We start from the raw sequence: 16,977 nt of genomic DNA, 5'->3' as shown, positions 1-16,977 counted from the left end.
GGACCGGCTCGGAGCCGGTCCCCTTCGTGAGCTGCTGGTCAGCTAGGTGTGCGGACTACGTCGGACGCCGTGTCCGACGCGATCCCGTCCCGTCTCAGCTGCAGCCGCTGGTCGAGCCGCAGCCCTCGCAGATGTAGCAGGAGCCGGCGCGCTGCATCTTAGTGCCGCAGGAGAAGCACAGCGGGGCGTCGGCCTGGATGCCCAGCTGCATCTCCACCAGCTCGGCGCTGGTGTGGGCCTGCTTCGGGGCGGGCTTGGCCGCCTCGGTCTCGGCCTTGGGCGTGGCGACGGCCTTGAGCTCCTGGGCGCGCGGCGCCGACTGGGCAAGGCCCTCGACGTCGACGTCCTCGTCGTCCAGCGGCTCGTAGGAGCCGGTCTCCAGGTGGCGCTGGCGCTCCTCGGCGGAGTGGATGCCGAGCGCGGAGCGGGTCTCGAAGGGCAGGAAGTCCAGCGCCAGGCGGCGGAAGATGTAATCGACGATCGACTGCGCCATCCGCACGTCCGGGTCGTCGGTCATGCCGGCCGGCTCGAAGCGCATGTTGGTGAACTTCGAGACGTAGGTCTCCAGCGGAACGCCGTACTGGAGGCCGACGGAGACCGCGATGGAGAAGGCGTCCATCATGCCCGCGAGGGTCGAGCCCTGCTTGGACATCTTCAGGAAGACCTCGCCGAGACCGTCGTCCGGGTAGGAGTTGGCGGTCATGTAGCCCTCGGCGCCGCCGACGGTGAAGGACGTGGTGATGCCGGGACGTCCCTTCGGGAGGCGCTTGCGGACCGGGCGGTACTCGACGACCTTCTCGACCTTGGCCGGCTCGACCGCCTTCTCCTCGGTCTTCTCCTTCTCCTTGGTCTTCGCGGAGAGGGGCTGGCCGACCTTGCAGTTGTCGCGGTAGATGGCGAGGGCCTTGATGCCCATCTTCCATGCCTCGAAGTAGATCTCCTCGACCTCCTCGACGGTCGCCGTCTCCGGCATGTTGACCGTCTTGGACAGGGCGCCGGAGATCCACGGCTGGATCGCGGCCATCATGCGGACGTGGCCCATCGGGGAGATGGCGCGCTCGCCCATGGCGCAGTCGAACACCTCGTAGTGCTCGTGCTTGAGGCCGGGGGCGTCGACCACGTTGCCGTGCTCGGCGATGTGGGCGACGATCGCCTCGATCTGCTCCTCCTGGTAGCCCAGGCGGCGCAGGGCCTGCGGAACGGTGCCGTTGACGATCTGCATCGAGCCGCCGCCGACCAGCTTCTTGAACTTGACCAGGGCGAGGTCGGGCTCAAGGCCGGTGGTGTCGCAGGACATGGCCAGACCGATGGTGCCGGTCGGGGCGATGACGGACGCCTGGGAGTTACGGAAACCGTTCTTCTCGCCGAGGCGCAGGACGTCGTTCCAGGCTTCCGTGGCGGCGGCCCAGACCGGGGTGTCCAGGTCGTCCATGCGGACGGCCTTGTCGTTGGCGTCGGCGTGCTGCTTCATGACGCGGTTGTGGGCGTCGGCGTTGCGGGCGTAGCCGTCGTACGGTCCGACGACCGCGGCGAGCTCGGCGGAGCGGCGGTAGGCCGTACCGGTCATCAGCGAGGTGACGGCACCGGCGAGGGCGCGGCCGCCGTCGGAGTCGTAGGCGTGGCCGGTCGCCATCAGCAGGGCGCCGAGGTTGGCGTAGCCGATGCCGAGCTGGCGGAACGCGCGGGTGTTCTCGCCGATCTTCTGGGTTGGGAAGTCCGCGAAGCAGATGGAGATGTCCATCGCCGTGATGACCAGCTCGACGACCTTGGCGAAGCGCTCGGCCTCGAAGGACTGGTGGCCCTTGCCGTCGTCCTTGAGGAACTTCATCAGGTTCAGCGAGGCGAGGTTGCAGGACGTGTTGTCCAGGTGCATGTACTCGCTGCAGGGGTTCGAGCCGTTGATCCGGCCGGACTCCGGGCAGGTGTGCCAGTGGTTGATCGTGTCGTCGTACTGGATGCCCGGGTCGGCGCAGGCCCAGGCGGCCTCGGCCATCTTGCGGAAGAGCGCCTTGGCGTCGACCTCCTCGATGACCTCGCCGGTCATACGGGCGCGCAGGCCGAACTTGCCGCCCGACTCGACCGCCTTCATGAACTCGTCGTTCACGCGGACCGAGTTGTTGGCGTTCTGGTACTGGACGGACGTGATGTCGTCGCCGCCCAGGTCCATGTCGAAGCCCGCGTCGCGCAGGGCGCGGATCTTCTCCTCTTCCTTGACCTTGGTCTCGATGAAGTCCTCGATGTCGGGGTGGTCGACGTCGAGGATGACCATCTTGGCGGCGCGGCGGGTGGCGCCGCCGGACTTGATCGTTCCTGCGGAGGCGTCCGCGCCGCGCATGAAGGAGACGGGACCGGAGGCGTTGCCGCCGGAGGACAGCAGCTCCTTGGAGGAGCGGATGCGGGAGAGGTTCAGGCCGGCGCCGGAGCCGCCCTTGAAGATCATGCCCTCTTCCTTGTACCAGTCGAGGATCGACTCCATGGAGTCGTCGACGGACAGGATGAAGCAGGCGGAGACCTGCTGGGGCTGGGGCGTGCCGACGTTGAACCAGACGGGGCTGTTGAAGCTGAAGATCTGGTGCAGGAGGGCGTAGGCCAGCTCGTGCTCGAAGATCTCGGCGTCGGCGGGCGAGGAGAAGTACTTGTAGTCCTCACCGGCCTTCCGGTACGTCTTCACGATGCGGTCGATCAGCTGCTTGAGGCTGGTCTCGCGCTGCGGGGTGCCGACGGCACCTCGGAAGTACTTGCTGGTGACGATGTTGACCGCGTTCACCGACCAGAAGTCGGGGAACTCGACGCCACGCTGCTCGAAATTGACCGAGCCGTCGCGCCAGTTGGTCATGACGACGTCACGGCGCTCCCACTGGACCTCGTCGTACGGGTGCACGCCGGGGGTGGTGTGGATGCGCTCGATACGCAGTCCCTTGGTGGCCTTGGCGCCCTTCGCTCGGGAACCTCGTGCCGGACCGCTCGCCGTCTCTGTCATGCCGCCTCCCTGGTACGGGCGTAAACGCCCTGAAGTGCCCCGAATGTTCCCGTGGCACGGTGTTCTGTCTGGTGCTGCGGGCACCCGCGTGCCGCCCGCAACAGGTCTTCTCCTGGCCGCCGCGACCCGGCCGGTCCGGACTGCCGCGTCCGGTCCGGCCCGCCGGTCAGTCGGCGGCACCCGCGGGCTCGGGGACCTGGACGGTCTCCCCGTTCCCGCGCTGGTCTTCCTGGCTCCCCGCGACGACGTCCTCGCGGTCCTCTTCGTCCGCGGCGGGGCCGGTCGTCTGCCTCAGCTCCGCGATGGCCGCCTCGAAGTCCTCCAGCGAGTCGAACGCCCGGTAGACCGAGGCGAACCGCAGGTAGGCGACGAGGTCGAGCTCCTGAAGCGGACCGAGTATGGCCAGCCCCACGTCGTGGGTGGTCAGCTCGGCGCTTCCGGTGGCCCGCACCGCCTCCTCGACCCGCTGGCCGAGCTGGGCGAGCGCGTCCTCGGTGACGGGCCGTCCCTGGCATGCCTTGCGCACGCCGTTGATGACCTTGGTGCGGCTGAAGGGCTCGGTGACTCCGGACCGCTTCACCACCATGAGCGAGCACGTCTCCACGGTCGTGAAGCGACGGGAGCAGTCAGGGCACTGGCGGCGCCTGCGGATCGACGTGCCGTCGTCGGTCGTACGACTGTCGACGACGCGGCTGTCGGGGTGCCTGCAGAAGGGGCAGTGCATGAACTCCCAACCCTCCTCACAGCAGACTCAATAGCCTCAGGAGCCCCTTGGGCCCCTCGAAGCAGCCACCAGCATAGGCGATGCCTCGGGGCCCGAAGACCCGGGGGACCACAACTTCTGGGCTGCTGCCGCAATCCAACCACTAGATGTGGGGATTGGCTCATACACGCACGCCGAACCGCGTGTCGCGGCCCGTCGGCAGCGGCGCGGGCCCCGAGGAGCACGGTCCGGGCGTGCCGCCACGCCCGAGGGGGCGGTGCGAGGGATACCGTGGGCGCCGCAGGGAGGTCGTGTGAGACTCCCGCACAGGGAGAGGCCCGGCGGCCGGCCGCCGCGACGACGGATGGCAGACTGGGCATCCGCGCGGCGGAGCTCAGCGGTGACGCGCGGCGGACCTCAGCGGTGAAGAGTACAGCAATACACCGTTTTGCCCGTTGAAGACCACGTCAGCCATACACCCGGACACGTGATCACGTCAGGCGATTCGCGGTTTTTCACTCGAACGTGTGTTTGGCGCAACCTTTCGAAAGCAACTACCGTTGTCCGGGCAGGGAGACAATCGAGAGGGGCCGACGTGACCACCACCACAGACAGCGCCACCATCACCGCCCAGGACCGCTCCCCGGGCCGACTCGAGCCGGTGCATGCGATGAACGAAGCCATGAATCCCGAGGGGCACAAGCGCTCCCTGCCGGGCCGACCTCCAGGCATCCGGGCGGACAGCTCGGGGCTCACCGACCGGCAGCGCCGGGTGATCGAGGTCATCAGGGACTCCGTACAGCGCCGCGGCTACCCGCCGTCCATGCGTGAGATCGGCCAGGCGGTCGGCCTGTCCAGCACCTCCTCGGTGGCGCACCAGCTCATGGCCCTGGAGCGCAAGGGCTTCCTGCGCCGCGACCCGCACCGCCCGCGCGCGTACGAGGTGCGCGGCTCCGACCAGGCCGCCACGGTGCAGCCCACGGACACCGCCGGCAAGCCCGCCGCGTCCTATGTGCCGCTCGTCGGCCGGATCGCCGCCGGTGGCCCGATCCTCGCCGAGGAGTCCGTCGAGGACGTCTTCCCCCTGCCGCGACAGCTGGTCGGTGACGGTGAGCTGTTCGTCCTGAAGGTCGTCGGCGACTCCATGATCGAGGCCGCGATCTGCGACGGCGACTGGGTCACGGTCCGCCGCCAGCCCGTCGCCGAGAACGGCGACATCGTGGCCGCGATGCTCGACGGCGAGGCCACGGTCAAGCGCTTCAAGCGCGAGGACGGCCACGTCTGGCTGCTGCCCCACAACTCCGCCTACGAGCCCATCCCCGGTGACGACGCGACCATCCTCGGCAAGGTGGTGGCCGTCCTCCGCCGCGTCTGAGCCCTCCGGCCGGCGGGCCCGCCGACAACCCGCCTCCCTGACCGGGCCCCGGAACCCCTGCGCCGGTTCCGGGGCCCTGTGCTGTCCGCACCCCGGTGACCGGCGCACACCGATCGGGCGTTAGCCTGTCCCGGCGCCGGGACAGGCTAACGCCCGATCACCGCTCCTCCGCCTGCTTGGCCACGGCGTCGATGGCCGCCAGCGACTTCCGTACCTGGTTACGGTCCGTCGTGTACCAGAAGTCGGGCAGTGACGCCTTCAGATAGCTGCCGTAGCGCGCCGTGGCCAGCCGCTGGTCGAGTACGGCGACCACGCCCCGGTCCCCCGTGGCCCGTACGAGGCGACCCGCGCCCTGGGCCATCAGCAGGGCCGCGTGCGTCGCGGCGACCGCCATGAAGCCGTTGCCACCGGCTTCCTCCACCGCCTTCTGGCGGGCGCTCATCAGCGGATCGTCCGGACGCGGGAACGGGATCTTGTCCATGACCACCAGCTGACAGCTCGGGCCGGGCACGTCCACGCCCTGCCACAGCGACAGCGTGCCGAACAGACAGGTCTTGGGGTCGGCCGAGAAGTTCTTGATCAGTTCGCCCAGCGTCTCCTCGCCCTGGAGCAGGATCGGGAACTCCGGGATGCGGGTGCGCAGCTCCTCGGCCGCCAGCTGGGCGGCCCGCATGGAGGAGAACAGGCCCAGTGTGCGGCCACCGGCCGCCTGGATCAGCTCCGTCAGCTCGTCGAGCATGTCCCCGCGCTCGCCGTCCCGCGCGGGGCGCGACAGATGCTTGGCGACGTACAGGATGCCCTGCTTGCGGTAGTCGAACGGCGAGCCCACGTCGACGCCCTTCCACCGCGGCACGTCCTCGCCCTCGGTGCCCTCGGGGGCGAGCCCGAGCGAGGCTCCTACGCCGTTGAAGTCGCCGCCGAGCTTCAGCGTGGCGGAGGCGAGGATCACCGAGCGGTCGGTGAACAGCTTCTCCCGCAGCAGACCGGAGACCGACATCGGCGCCACACGCAGGGAGGCGCCGAAGCGGTCGTGCCGCTCGTACCAGACGACGTCCCACTCCGAGCCGTTGGTGATCCGCTCGGCGACGTCGTGCACGCTCTCCACGGAGGCCAGCGCCTGCTTGCGGACCGCGTCCTCGTCCTGGACCGACTTGTCGCGCGTCGCGCCCATCGCCGAGATCACCGTGCGGCAGGCGTCACGCAGCGCCATCAGCGCGTAGCCGAGGTCCTCCGGGATCTCCTCGAGACGTCCGGGCAGGGCCAGCTCCATCAGCCGCTCGAAGCCCTCCGCGGCCGTCTGGAGCTGGTCGGCGGCCTTCTCGTTGACCAGCTTCGCGGCGCGGCGCACCGCGCGGTTGACCTGGCCGGGGGTCAGCTCACCGGTCGCGACGCCGGTGACGCGCGAGACCAGCTCGTGCGCCTCGTCGACGATCAGCACCTCGTGCTGGGGCAGGACCGGAGCGCCCTCGATGGCGTCGATGGCCAGCAGGGCGTGGTTGGTGACGACGACCTCCGCGAGCTTGGCGCGCTCGCGGGCCATCTCGGCGAAGCACTCGGCGCCGTAGGCGCATTTCGTGGCGCCGAGGCATTCCCGCGAGGAGACCGACACCTGGGCCCACGCCCGGTCCGACACACCCGGCGTCAGATCGTCGCGGTCGCCGGACTCGGTCTCGTCCGACCAGTCGCGCAGCCGCAGCAGGTCCTGGCCCAGCTTGCTGGTGGGCGCGGCCGCCTCGAACTGGTCGAAAAGGCCCTCCTCCTCGTCCTGCGGCATGCCCTCGTGCAGCCGGTGCAGGCACAGGTAGTTCGACCGGCCCTTGAGCATCGCGAACTCGGGGCGGCGGCGCAGCAGCGGGTGCAGCGCGTCGACCGTGCGCGGCAGGTCCCGTTCCACGAGCTGGCGCTGCAGGGCCAGCGTGGCGGTCGCGACGACGACTCGCTCCCCGTGCGCGAGCGCGGGCACGAGGTAGCCCAGCGACTTTCCGGTGCCGGTGCCGGCCTGGACGAGCAGATGCGTGCCGTCGTCGATCGCTTCCGCGACGGCTTCGGCCATGGCCACCTGGCCGGGACGCTCCGTGCCACCGACGGCGGCGACGGCGGCGTGCAGGAGTTCGGGGAGAGAGGGCTTCGTCATAGCGCGACCACCCTACGGCTCGGCACTGACAAACGGGTGATCGTGGGGGGTGAGGGGGGTGGGATCACGGTTGTGGGTCTCTTGTGGGTGAGGGGGTGGCGTGGGTCGGGGCGGGGCTGGGACGAGGGGGAGGCGGGCTGGGGTGGGGTGGGTGGAGGGGGGACTGGCGCGGGCTGGGACGGGGTGGAGGGGGTCGGCGGCCTGCTGGGGTGGGTGGGGGTCGGCAGGGGTGGTGGGTCGTGGCGACGGCGTGGTCGAGATTTTTCTCGGCGAGGTGGGAACCGCTTCGGCCCCGCCGGTGTACCAAAAGTGACGACGCTGTGGCGCACGGCTACAGCACGTGACGCAGGTGGCGGTCTCGGACCATCAGGGCGGCCCGTTTCCCGGGAAGGTCGACCTCGGCGGAGAACCGGAAGCCTGCGGTGAGGAAGGCGGCGACGGAGGGGGTGTTGCGAAGGTCGGGTTCTGCGATGACACGTGCGCAGGCGGGCCGGCTGTCCAGGGCGTGGTCGGCGACAGATCTGAGGAGCGTGCTGCCGAGCCCTCGCCCGCGGTCGGCGACACCGCCGATGAGGAGGTGGATGCCGGTGTCGTGCGGTCGGGCGGGGTAGTGGCGGGCCAACGGGTCGAGGTCCGCCCGGTAGATCTCCCAGTAGCTCATCGGGCTGCCGTCCAGCAGGCCGAGACAGGGCACGCTGCGTCCGTCCCCGGCGAGTTGGGCCCGCAGGTGTGCCTCGGTCACCTGCGGAGGGCCGGCCAACTCCCAGAAGGCGGCGACGGCCGGGTCGTTCATCCAGCGGACGATGAGCGGCAGGTCGTGCTCCAAGTGCACAGGAACCAGCTGGAACACGCCCGCCGGGGTGTGCGTGGGACCCCACGCAGCGACCCCGTCCAGCAGGTCTCCCCTGTCCGGCCTGTCCGGCCTGTCCGGCACGGAACAGGCCACGCCCCGCTCCGGCTCGGCCCTGTCCTCGGGGACACCCCCCGACCCGGTGTTCTCCTGGACGCCCTCAAGGAAGCCGTCGGGCAGGCGCAGGTCCAGCGTGTCCTCGACGTCCTCCCCGAGGACCGGGCCGGGCCTCGGGGCGAAGCCGGTGACGGAGGTGGGGCCGGGGTCGGCGCCCGGGTCGGTGGGAGGCACGACGACGCTCCTCTCAGGAGGTGGGGCGAGGCATGTTCCTCAGAAGCGGAGGGAGTTGATGGCGGCAGTGGGCGACGGAGACCTCAGGAGCGAAGGGGGTTGGCGATGGTGACGTAGACCGACTGGGTGTCCACCGGGCCGACGAGCTCGTCGAGGCCGTGCAGCCGGGTGAGCAGGTTGCCCTTGCAGCGCAGCACGGGTGAGTCGAGCAGCCGGGCCGGCAGGGAGGTGCGCAGCCTGGCAGGTCCGGTGGCGACGTTCTCCAGGAAGCGGCGGAACGCGGCGAGCAGCAGCCGTTCGTCCGCGAGCCGCTGCGATCCGAACGCGCCCACGAGACCGAGCACCTGGTTGATGGCGAGGTAGTAGGCGAAGCGCTCGTCGGTGACGTCGTCGGAGACGAAGGTGTCGCTGTGCTGACCGATGCCGGGGAGCTGGGCGTCGAGCTCGTCGCGACGGGACTCGCGGAAGTAGTAGCCCTGGTTGTCGCGGTAGCGGCCGCCCGCGGGCCAGCCGTCGGCGTCCAGCAGGAGCAGCGTGTTCTGCTGGTGGGCCTCCAGCGCGATCCCCGCCTCTGCGTCCAGCCAGAGGACCGGCCGGACGACCTGTTCGAGGTAGCGCAGGAACCACTCGGCGGCGACCGCGGCGCGGGGGCGGCCGGTGCGGGCGGCGAGGCGGGTGACCAACTCGGCGAGCCGCGACCGGGCCGCGGCCGGGTTACCTGCCCCCGGCCCGCCGTCCTCGGCGCGGGTCCGCGTCCAAGGGCGGGGAGCGACCAGTCCGGCGACGCATGTCACGTCGTCCGACGGGGTGAAGGGGTTGTGGCGGATCACCACGTCGAGACCGGGCACGGGGTTGCCGTCCGGCCCGTCCACGGCGAGCCAGGCCGGGTCGCGGACGATGTCGAAGTGGGGGTGGACTGCCTGCCATCGACGGGCGAGGCCGCTGCGGAGCAGGCGGTGGACCTCGACGCCCCGGTGGAGTTCCTTGCGCAGGTTCTCCCGGCGGGAGTTGGTGATCCGCAGGGCCAGCGACAGCTTGAGCATGGCTGGAGCGGCCGTGCGGTGAACGGTTCGAACGGAGGAGGTGGGTTGCCATGGGTCGCCGTGCGGGCCGAGGTCCGTGAGGAGGCCGGCGTCGAACAGGGGCGTGACGGCCGGGCGGTTGCGGATCTCCCGCATCTGCCAGGGGTGCAGGGGGAGTGCGGCATGACCGTCGGGCAGGGGCAGTTCCGGGCCGGCGAGACGGGTGGTGAGCTGTGCGGCGGGGACGGGTCGGCCGCGTTCCGTCCACGCCGAGTCGGAGGCCAGGAGATACGGGGACACGGCGATCCAGTGGAGGCGGAAGGAGCCGCGCAACTCCGGTGAGTACAGGTGCGCCTCGGACTCCGTGAGTCCCTCGCGGCTCTTGGGGGTGGGGTGCAGGGGGTGGCCCAGCACAAGCGCCTGCTCGGCTGCGAGGAAGAGGTCGGGGCCGTCGGTGGGGCGTGCGCGGCGGTCGCTGATGAAGGTGGCGGTTCGGCGGACGGAGTCGGCGACGCGGGCGACCAGGTCGGTGGCTTCGCCGACCGTCGATCCGTGGGGCGGTTCGGTTGTGCCGAGGGTGCGGTGGGTCTCTCGGGCGAGGAGGGCGGCGAGGGTGACTGCGTCGACCGTGGGGGTGGGGGTGGGGGCGCGGTCAGGGGCGCCGGCGTCGGCGGGGGCACCTGCGTCGGCGTCGGCGTCGGCGTCGGCGTCGGCGTCGGCGTCGGCGAGGCACGGTGGGCCGAAGCGGTGCCAGCCGGTCGGCGACCAGTAGAGCACGGGTGCCAGCAGGGTGATGCCGCTGGCGGGGAGGGGGATGCGGAGTACGTCGTCCGTCGGTGCGGGGAGGCGAGCCTCGCGGACCCAGCAGCGGAGGAGGTTCTCGGTGGCGGCGGCCTCGGCGGCGACGTGGGGGTCGGGGTGCTCCAGGGGATCGGGGCGGCCATGGGCCGTGGGGCGCGGGGTCGTGGTCTCGGGGGGCCGGCTGTTCTGGCGTGGGACGGTCGGGGCTTGCGGGGCGGGAGGGGGCTCGGCGGTGGAAGGCGCCGTTGAGGGGGTGGGGGTGGGCGCCAAAGGGGGGGGGGGTCGGCGTTGCGGGGCGGGAGGCGCAGTCTGGGGTGGGTGTGGTGTTCACGGAGGTACCTCGGAGGGGATGCCTGGGTGGGGTGGGGGCACGACGTCCGGTGCGCAGCGGGGTTACGCCGGCGCGTGGGCGCCGGCCGCCGCCTCCACCGCGTCGGAGAGCCGGTCGATGACGGCCGCTGCCTGCTCGTCGCTGATGGTGAGAGGCGGGAGCAGTCGGACGATGCTCAGGTCGCTGCCGGTGAGACCGACGATCAGACCTCGGCGCAGACACTCGCGCTGAACGGAGGCGGCGAGTTCGGAGGCGGCGGTGCGGAGGGGCTGGGCCGGAGGACGGGGGTCGGAGGCGTCCGGCCCGGCTGCCGTCCAAGGCACATCCCTCGCCCCCTTACCCGCCCTCGCCCCCGTACCCGCCTCCACCCCCGTACTCGCCATCGTCCCCGTCCTCACCTCCGTCCCCGTACTCGCCTTCGCCCCCGTCCTCACCTCCGTCCCCGTCCCGCTCCCCGGCACATCACCCGCCCCCGCCTCATCCCTCGCTCCGGCCCCCGCACCCACCGCGACGAACCCGATCCCCAACAGCAGTCCCCGCCCCCGGACGTCACCGATGAACGGGAAGTGCCGGGCGACCTCGCCCAGTTGAGTCAGGAGCCGTCGGCCCAGCGTGGCCGCGCGTTCGGCCAGGTGGTTCTCGCGGACGTAGGCGAGGGTGGCCCTGCCGGCGGCCATCGCCAGTTGGTTGCCGCGAACGGTGCTTGTGGGGGCGCCGGGGTGGAGGTCGGTGTGGTGGACGACCAGGGAGAGGGGCAGGCTGCCGCCGATGGCCTTGGACAGGACCATCACATCGGGGGTGATGCCGCTGTGCTCGACGCCCCAGAAGGTGCCGGTGCGGCCGACTCCGGTCTCGGTCTCGTCGGCGATCAGGGGCACGGCATGAGCAGTGGTGAGCCGGCGGACGTGTCGTGTCCAGGTGTCGGGGGTCGGGGTGACCCGGTCGTCGTCCAGGACGGAGGGGACGATCACCCCGGCCGGGTGGCTCGTCCGCGGCCAGCGGGAGGCCATTTCCGGGTCATGCGCTGCCATGTCCGCCGGTCCCGTCCGCGCCGACGCGGCACCGGTCCGCGTAGGGCCGAGGTTGAGCAGTTCGGCGCCACCGGTCGCCGCGCGCACGAGTCGGTGGGCGTCCGCCAAGGCGCTCGCCCTGGAGGGGCCGCAGAACCGCACGCGGGCGTGGTCGGCGAGGCCCGGTGGCAGGGTGCGCAGGAGTTCGGCGACGAAGTCCTCCTCGACCGGGGTGCTCAGGTCGGGGACCTGCAGGGGTGCGCCCGAGTCGAGCACCCGGCGGATGGCTTCGAGGACGACGGGATGGTTGTGGCCGAGGGGCAGTGTGCCGGAGCCCGAGAGGCAGTCCAGGTAGCGGCGGCCGTCGGCGCCCTCGATGGTCAGTCCGCGTGCGCGTACGGGGACGATCGGCAGCGCGTGCGCGTAGGTGCGCGCCGCCGATTCGCGCGCCGTCCGGCTGCGCGGAGTCTCCTCGGTCACGGTCACGGTTCTCCGTCCTCCCGCTGTCCGGAGCCGAGACGTCCGCTCGCGCTCCCCGGCCGCCGCCCGGTGTGGCACCCCTGGCTCCATGGCACCCGCCCCACCCGGTACTCGTACTCGCCTGTGGGTGGGCCGAGTTCAGGGGCGGGCTCGCCGATGCGCGGTCATGGGGTCGTTGGTTCTGCTCCCCCGGCACCGTTCGAATCGCCCGCCCACCGCTACCAACCGCACACCGGCGGACGGGTTACGGGTTGGCCCGAGATCCCCGTCCCCGCCCGCCTGCCGGCCCTCCCCCGAAGACGGCCCGGCCCCAACAGCCGCCCAGGTCACACGCCTTGTATCCGAACCGTTGCCGTTCCGTCGGAAGTCCCCCACAGCGACCGCATAGTGTGGGGTGCCGTTCCAGGACGCCGTGCATGCGCGGCGTCCTGACTGCTGCGCCACGTTCGTCCACACCAGGGGGAGTCAGCACATGCGATCCATCCGGCCGTCGTTCACCGCTCGCAAGGGGAGGAGCGCACGGCGCGGGCCCTCCCCCGCTCTGGCCGCCGTCGCGCTGGTGTCGGCGCTCACGCTGACCGCCACCGCCTGCGAGTCGGGCGACGAGGCGGCGAACGGCGACCCGTCGGCCAGTGCCGTGGCGGGCGACGACAAGATCAAGCTTCCGGACGACCTCAAGGAGCGTCTGAAGGAGCACGGGATCGACATAGACAAGTGGCGCAACGGCGCCTGGAAGGACTGGAACAAGGACGACTGGCTGCGCGAGGCCGAGGACTTCGTCAACCCGATCATCCAGGACCTGTGGGACCCGGACCGGATGCGGGACGCCGAGGAGCCGGACCAGGAGGTCGACGAGAGCGACATCTCCGACGACCAGGGCGTGACCGACCCGACGCCGGAACCGGTGGAGGCGCAGGCCGTCTCGACGCCGTACCACGAGAGCGTGCCCGAGGCGGGCAAGGTCTTCTTCGACGGCCCGCAGGGCACGATGGTCTGCTCGGCGACGGTCGTGAAGGACCCGGCCAACCCCGGCAAGTCCAACATGGTGTGGACGGCGGGCCACTGTGTGCACGCCGGCAAGAGCGGCGGCTGGTACCGCAACATCGCGTTCGTGCCGTCGTACAACGACTCCGGTCTGTCGGCGGCGGAGCTGGAGAAGGCCACGAAGGAGCAGGTCGCTCCGTACGGCGTCTGGTGGGGCGACTGGGTGCAGACCTCCGACCAGTGGATCGAGCAGGGCGGCGCGACCGGCGGTGACGGTGCCTCGTACGACTTCGCGGTCATCCATGTGACGCCGGAGGAGGGCGGCACCGGCAAGTCCCTTGAGGAGACGGTCGGTTCGGCGCTTCCCGTCGACTTCGACGCCCCGGCGGTGCCGGACGTGGACAGCATCACGGCGACCGGCTACCCGGCGGCCGCGCCGTTCGACGGCCAGACGATGCACCAGTGCGAGGACAAGCCCGGCCGGCTGTCGCTGACCGCCGAGGACCCGACGATGTACCGCATCGGCTGCACCATGACCGGCGGTTCCTCCGGCGGCGGCTGGGTCGCCAAGGGCTCGGACGGCAAGCCGGCGCTGGTGTCCAACACCTCCATCGGCCCGATCACCGGCGGCTGGCTGGCCGGCCCGCGCCTCGGTGAGGTCGCGGAGGGTGTGTTCAACGAGGTGAGCGAGAAGTACGCCGCCCAGTAGCGGCGCCGGGCGGTACGCGAAAGGCCCGCCTCCCCTGGTGGGGAGGCGGGCCTTTTCGTCTGTCGTCGTCCTGCGCCGGTCAGGCGACCGTCGCCGGAACGTACGGCGTGAGTTCCGCCGCCAGTTCCTCGTGCACCCGCACCTTGAGCAGGGTGCCCTCCGCGGTGTGCTCCTCGGAGATCACCTCGCCCTCGTCGTGCGCACGGGCGACCAGCTTGCCGTGGGTGTACGGCACCAGCGCCTCGATCTCGACCGAGGGCCGGGGCAGCTCGCTGTCGATCAGCGCGAGCAGCTCGTCGATGCCCTGGCCGGTACGGGCCGAGACGGCGATGGAGTGCTTCTCGATCCGCATCAGCCGCTGGAGCGTGAGCGGATCGGCCGCGTCGGCCTTGTTGATCACGACGATCTCGGGTACGTCGGTGGCGCCGACGTCCCGGATCACCTCGCGCACGGCCGCCAGCTGCTCCTCCGGGTTCGGGTGCGAACCGTCGACCACGTGCAGGATCAGGTCGGACTCGCCGACCTCCTCCATGGTGGAGCGGAACGCCTCGACCAGGTGGTGGGGCAGATGCCGGACGAAACCGACCGTGTCGGCCAGCGTGTAGAGCCGGCCGCTCGGGGTCTCGGCCCGGCGGACGGTCGGGTCCAGGGTCGCGAACAGGGCGTTCTCGACCAGGACACCGGCGCCCGTGAGGCGGTTGAGCAGCGAGGACTTTCCGGCGTTGGTGTAGCCCGCGATGGCCACGGACGGCACCTTGTGGCGCTTGCGCTCCTGGCGCTTGATGTCGCGGCCGGTCTTCATCTCCGCGATCTCCCGGCGCATCTTCGCCATCTTCTCGCGGATCCGCCGCCGGTCCGTCTCGATCTTGGTCTCACCGGGACCACGGGTGGCGAGGCCGCCGCCCTTGCCGCCGCCCATCTGCCGGGACAGCGACTGACCCCAGCCGCGCAGCCGCGGCAGCATGTACTGCATCTGCGCGAGCGCGACCTGCGCCTTGCCCTCTCGGGACTTGGCGTGCTGGGCGAAGATGTCGAGGATCAGGGCCGTACGGTCGATGACCTTGACCTTGACGACGTCCTCCAGGGCGATGAGCTGGCCGGGGCTGAGCTCACCGTCGCAGATCACCGTGTCCGCGCCGGACTCGATGACGATGTCGCGCAGCTCCAGGGCCTTGCCGGAACCGATGAAGGTGGCCGGGTCCGGCTTGTCACGGCGCTGGTAGACACCGTCGAGGACGAGGGCGCCGGCCGTCTCGGCCAGGGCGGCGAGCTCCGCGAGGGAGTTCTCCGCGTCCTGCAGGGTTCCCGTGGTCCACACCCCGACGAGCACGACCCGCTCCAGGCGGAGCTGTCGGTACTCGACCTCGGTGACGTCCTCGAGCTCGGTGGAGAGGCCCACGACGCGGCGCAGAGCCGCGCGCTCGGAGCGGTCGAACTGGTCGCCGTCCCGCTCTCCGTCGATCTCGTGGCTCCAGGCGACGTCCTCTTCCATCAGGGCATCGGCCCGAAGACCTTCGGGGTAGCTGTGCGCGAGGCGCTTGTTGTCCTGGGAAGGGGAAGAAGAGGAGGTCATTGGATCCTTACGTCGATGGGGGTTTTTGTCACTGGTCACAACGTACGGGTACCCCGGTGAATTCCCGGCCCGCGCCGTGTCCGCCTGAAGATGGTCGCACGGCACGCCCCGTCTCGTCACCGCGTTATTCCCCGGCTATTTCCCGGCCGCCGTCGGCGCGGCCGGCTTCCAGTCCGGGTGTCCGGGCATCGGCGGCGTCTTCTCGGCGTACAGCCAGTCCTCCAGGAAGGCGCGCAGATCGCGTCCGGAGATCTCCGACGCCAGCCGCACGAAGTCGTCGGTGCCGGCCGTGCCGTCCTGGTACCGGGTGACCCAGGCCCGCTCCAGGCGCTCGAACGCCGGTCGGCCGATCTCCTGGCGCAGCGCGTACAGGACGAGCGCGGCGCCGTCGTAGACGTTCGGACGGAAGATGCTGATCTTGCTGCCGGGGTCGGGCACCTTCGGGGCGGCCGGGGGCCCGCCGCTCGCGCGCCAGCGGTCGGAGGCGCCGTAGGCGGCCTTCATCCGCGCCTGGAGCGGCCGGCCGGCCTTCTCCTCCGCGTAGAGGGCCTCGTACCAGGTGGCATGTCCTTCGTTGAGCCACAGGTCGGACCAGGTGCGCGGGGTGACGCTGTCGCCGAACCACTGGTGGGCCAGCTCATGCACCATGATCGACTCGACGTACCACCGGGGGTAGGCGGGCTCGGTGAACAGCCGCCGCTCGAAGAGGGAGAGGGTCTGCGTCTCCAGCTCGAAGCCGGTCGTCGCGTCGGCCATGAGCACGCCGTACGTCTCGAACGGGTAGCGCCCGACCTTTCCCTCCATCCACTCGATCTGCCCGGGCGTCTTCTCCAGCCACGGTTCGAGCTCTTTGCGGTGGGCGGTGGGCACGACGTCGCGGACGGGCAGGTCGTGCGGGCCGGTGCGGTGCAGCACGGTGGAGCGGCCGATGGAGACCTGCGCCAGCTCGGTGGCCATGGGGTGGCGGGTGCGATACGTCCAGGTCGTCGTCCCGCGCGCGCGGTCCACGCCGGTCTGCAGCCCGTTGGCGACGGCCGTGTAGCCGTCGGGGGCGGAGACCCGGATGGTGAACATGGCCTTGTCGGAGGGGTGGTCGTTGCACGGGAAGACCAGGTGGGCGACGTCGGCCTGGTTGGCCATGGCCAGGCCGTCCCCGGTGCGTACCCAGCCGCCCTCGCGGCCCTCGTCGTAGACGGGGTCGCTGGTGTGCCGCACGGTGATCCGCGTCCAGTCGCCCTTCCCCAGCGGGTCCCGCGGCGTGACCACCAGGTCCTCCCCGGCGGCGGCGAACTCGGCGGGCTCGCCGTCGACCTCGACGGACTCCACCTCGCCGTGCGCGAAGTCGAGGTTCACGCGCTCCAGCGCCTCGGTGGTCCAGGCGTCGATCGTGGTCACGGCCCGGAGCGGCTTGCGGTTGGAGCCGGTGTAGGTGAAGGCCAGGTCGTACGACGCCACGTCGTAGCCCGGGTTCCCCAGGTGCGGGAAGAGACGGTCACCGACGCCCAGCGGCGTGGGCGGGGCGCTCGCGGCGACGAGGCAGACGGAGACGGCTGACGCCAGCAGGGCGGCCCTCAGCCGACGGGAGCGGGCACCTGGGCGACCGGGCCCCGCGCTCGGGTCGCGGCGTGGCGTGACACGGGAAGTGAGCAGCATGCACCACGGCTACCAGCGCGGACCTGCCGGGCGGCGACGACGCGCGTGGGGCCCACTCGAACGGGGTCTTTTGGTGGACGG

General features: G+C 71.1%; 10 protein-coding genes. 2 read left to right on the top strand and 8 right to left on the bottom strand.

Annotated elements, in window-relative coordinates:
- Positions 1–94: 94 nt before the first annotated feature.
- Together ACSU6M_RS25420 and nrdR are read right to left on the bottom strand one after the other, a co-directional pair.
- Positions 95–2,980 carry a vitamin B12-dependent ribonucleotide reductase gene (locus ACSU6M_RS25420; protein ID WP_437072574.1) on the bottom strand — a complete coding sequence of 962 codons (2,886 nt, stop codon included), beginning with the start codon at positions 2,978–2,980 and terminating at the stop codon, positions 95–97.
- Between the two features lie 166 nt (positions 2,981–3,146).
- Positions 3,147–3,704 (bottom strand): transcriptional regulator NrdR, encoded by a 558-nt coding sequence (nrdR, locus tag ACSU6M_RS25415; protein ID WP_437072572.1) that lies wholly within the window; start codon positions 3,702–3,704, stop codon positions 3,147–3,149.
- A 574-nt stretch (positions 3,705–4,278) separates the two neighbouring features.
- On the opposite strand from nrdR, the gene lexA reads away from it, so the two are divergent.
- Positions 4,279–5,058 (top strand): transcriptional repressor LexA, encoded by a 780-nt coding sequence (lexA, locus tag ACSU6M_RS25410; RefSeq protein ID WP_437072571.1) that lies wholly within the window; start codon positions 4,279–4,281, stop codon positions 5,056–5,058.
- 157 nt (positions 5,059–5,215) lie between these two features.
- On the opposite strand, the gene ACSU6M_RS25405 is transcribed toward lexA, so the two are convergent.
- From ACSU6M_RS25405 to ACSU6M_RS25390, 4 genes are all read right to left on the bottom strand, one after another.
- Positions 5,216–7,192 (bottom strand): ATP-dependent DNA helicase, encoded by a 1,977-nt coding sequence (locus ACSU6M_RS25405; RefSeq protein WP_437072570.1) that lies wholly within the window; start codon positions 7,190–7,192, stop codon positions 5,216–5,218.
- Positions 7,193–7,523: 331 nt separating this feature from the next.
- On the bottom strand, positions 7,524–8,333 hold the full coding sequence (locus tag ACSU6M_RS25400; RefSeq protein WP_437072569.1) for a GNAT family N-acetyltransferase: 810 nt from the start codon (positions 8,331–8,333) through the stop codon (positions 7,524–7,526).
- Positions 8,334–8,416: 83 nt separating this feature from the next.
- The gene (locus ACSU6M_RS25395; protein ID WP_437072568.1) at positions 8,417–10,426 is read right to left on the bottom strand and encodes an IucA/IucC family protein; all 2,010 of its coding nucleotides are present in this window, start codon (positions 10,424–10,426) and stop codon (positions 8,417–8,419) included.
- A 123-nt stretch (positions 10,427–10,549) separates the two neighbouring features.
- The gene (locus tag ACSU6M_RS25390) at positions 10,550–12,067 is read right to left on the bottom strand and encodes an aminotransferase class III-fold pyridoxal phosphate-dependent enzyme (RefSeq protein ID WP_437072566.1); all 1,518 of its coding nucleotides are present in this window, start codon (positions 12,065–12,067) and stop codon (positions 10,550–10,552) included.
- Positions 12,068–12,449: 382 nt separating this feature from the next.
- On the opposite strand from ACSU6M_RS25390, the gene ACSU6M_RS25385 reads away from it, so the two are divergent.
- Positions 12,450–13,670: a trypsin-like serine peptidase gene (locus tag ACSU6M_RS25385; protein WP_437072564.1), complete on the top strand. Its 1,221-nt coding sequence runs from the start codon at positions 12,450–12,452 to the stop codon at positions 13,668–13,670.
- Between the two features lie 79 nt (positions 13,671–13,749).
- Here ACSU6M_RS25385 and hflX read toward each other — a convergent pair whose 3' ends face one another.
- On the bottom strand, positions 13,750–15,243 hold the full coding sequence (gene hflX / locus ACSU6M_RS25380; protein WP_437072563.1) for a GTPase HflX: 1,494 nt from the start codon (positions 15,241–15,243) through the stop codon (positions 13,750–13,752).
- A gap of 135 nt (positions 15,244–15,378) precedes the next feature.
- Positions 15,379–16,896 carry a M1 family metallopeptidase gene (locus tag ACSU6M_RS25375; protein ID WP_437072562.1) on the bottom strand — a complete coding sequence of 506 codons (1,518 nt, stop codon included), beginning with the start codon at positions 16,894–16,896 and terminating at the stop codon, positions 15,379–15,381.
- Positions 16,897–16,977: the final 81 nt, after the last annotated feature.

The sequence above is a fragment of the Streptomyces sp. enrichment culture genome (assembly GCF_964272895.1).
Lineage (GTDB): Bacteria > Actinomycetota > Actinomycetes > Streptomycetales > Streptomycetaceae > Streptomyces.
Note: the sequence above shows the minus strand (reverse complement) of the source record. Positions and strands in the feature narration are given on the sequence as shown.

Coding starts and splice junctions, on each gene's coding strand:
- ACSU6M_RS25420 (WP_437072574.1), bottom strand. CDS start 2,980: ATGACAGAGACGGCGAGCGGTCCGGCACGAGGTTCCCGAGCGAAGGGC.
- nrdR (WP_437072572.1), bottom strand. CDS start 3,704: ATGCACTGCCCCTTCTGCAGGCACCCCGACAGCCGCGTCGTCGACAGT.
- ACSU6M_RS25405 (WP_437072570.1), bottom strand. CDS start 7,192: ATGACGAAGCCCTCTCTCCCCGAACTCCTGCACGCCGCCGTCGCCGCC.
- ACSU6M_RS25390 (WP_437072566.1), bottom strand. CDS start 12,067: ATGGAGCCAGGGGTGCCACACCGGGCGGCGGCCGGGGAGCGCGAGCGG.
- ACSU6M_RS25385 (WP_437072564.1), top strand. CDS start 12,450: ATGCGATCCATCCGGCCGTCGTTCACCGCTCGCAAGGGGAGGAGCGCA.
- hflX (WP_437072563.1), bottom strand. CDS start 15,243: ATGACCTCCTCTTCTTCCCCTTCCCAGGACAACAAGCGCCTCGCGCAC.
- ACSU6M_RS25375 (WP_437072562.1), bottom strand. CDS start 16,896: ATGCTGCTCACTTCCCGTGTCACGCCACGCCGCGACCCGAGCGCGGGG.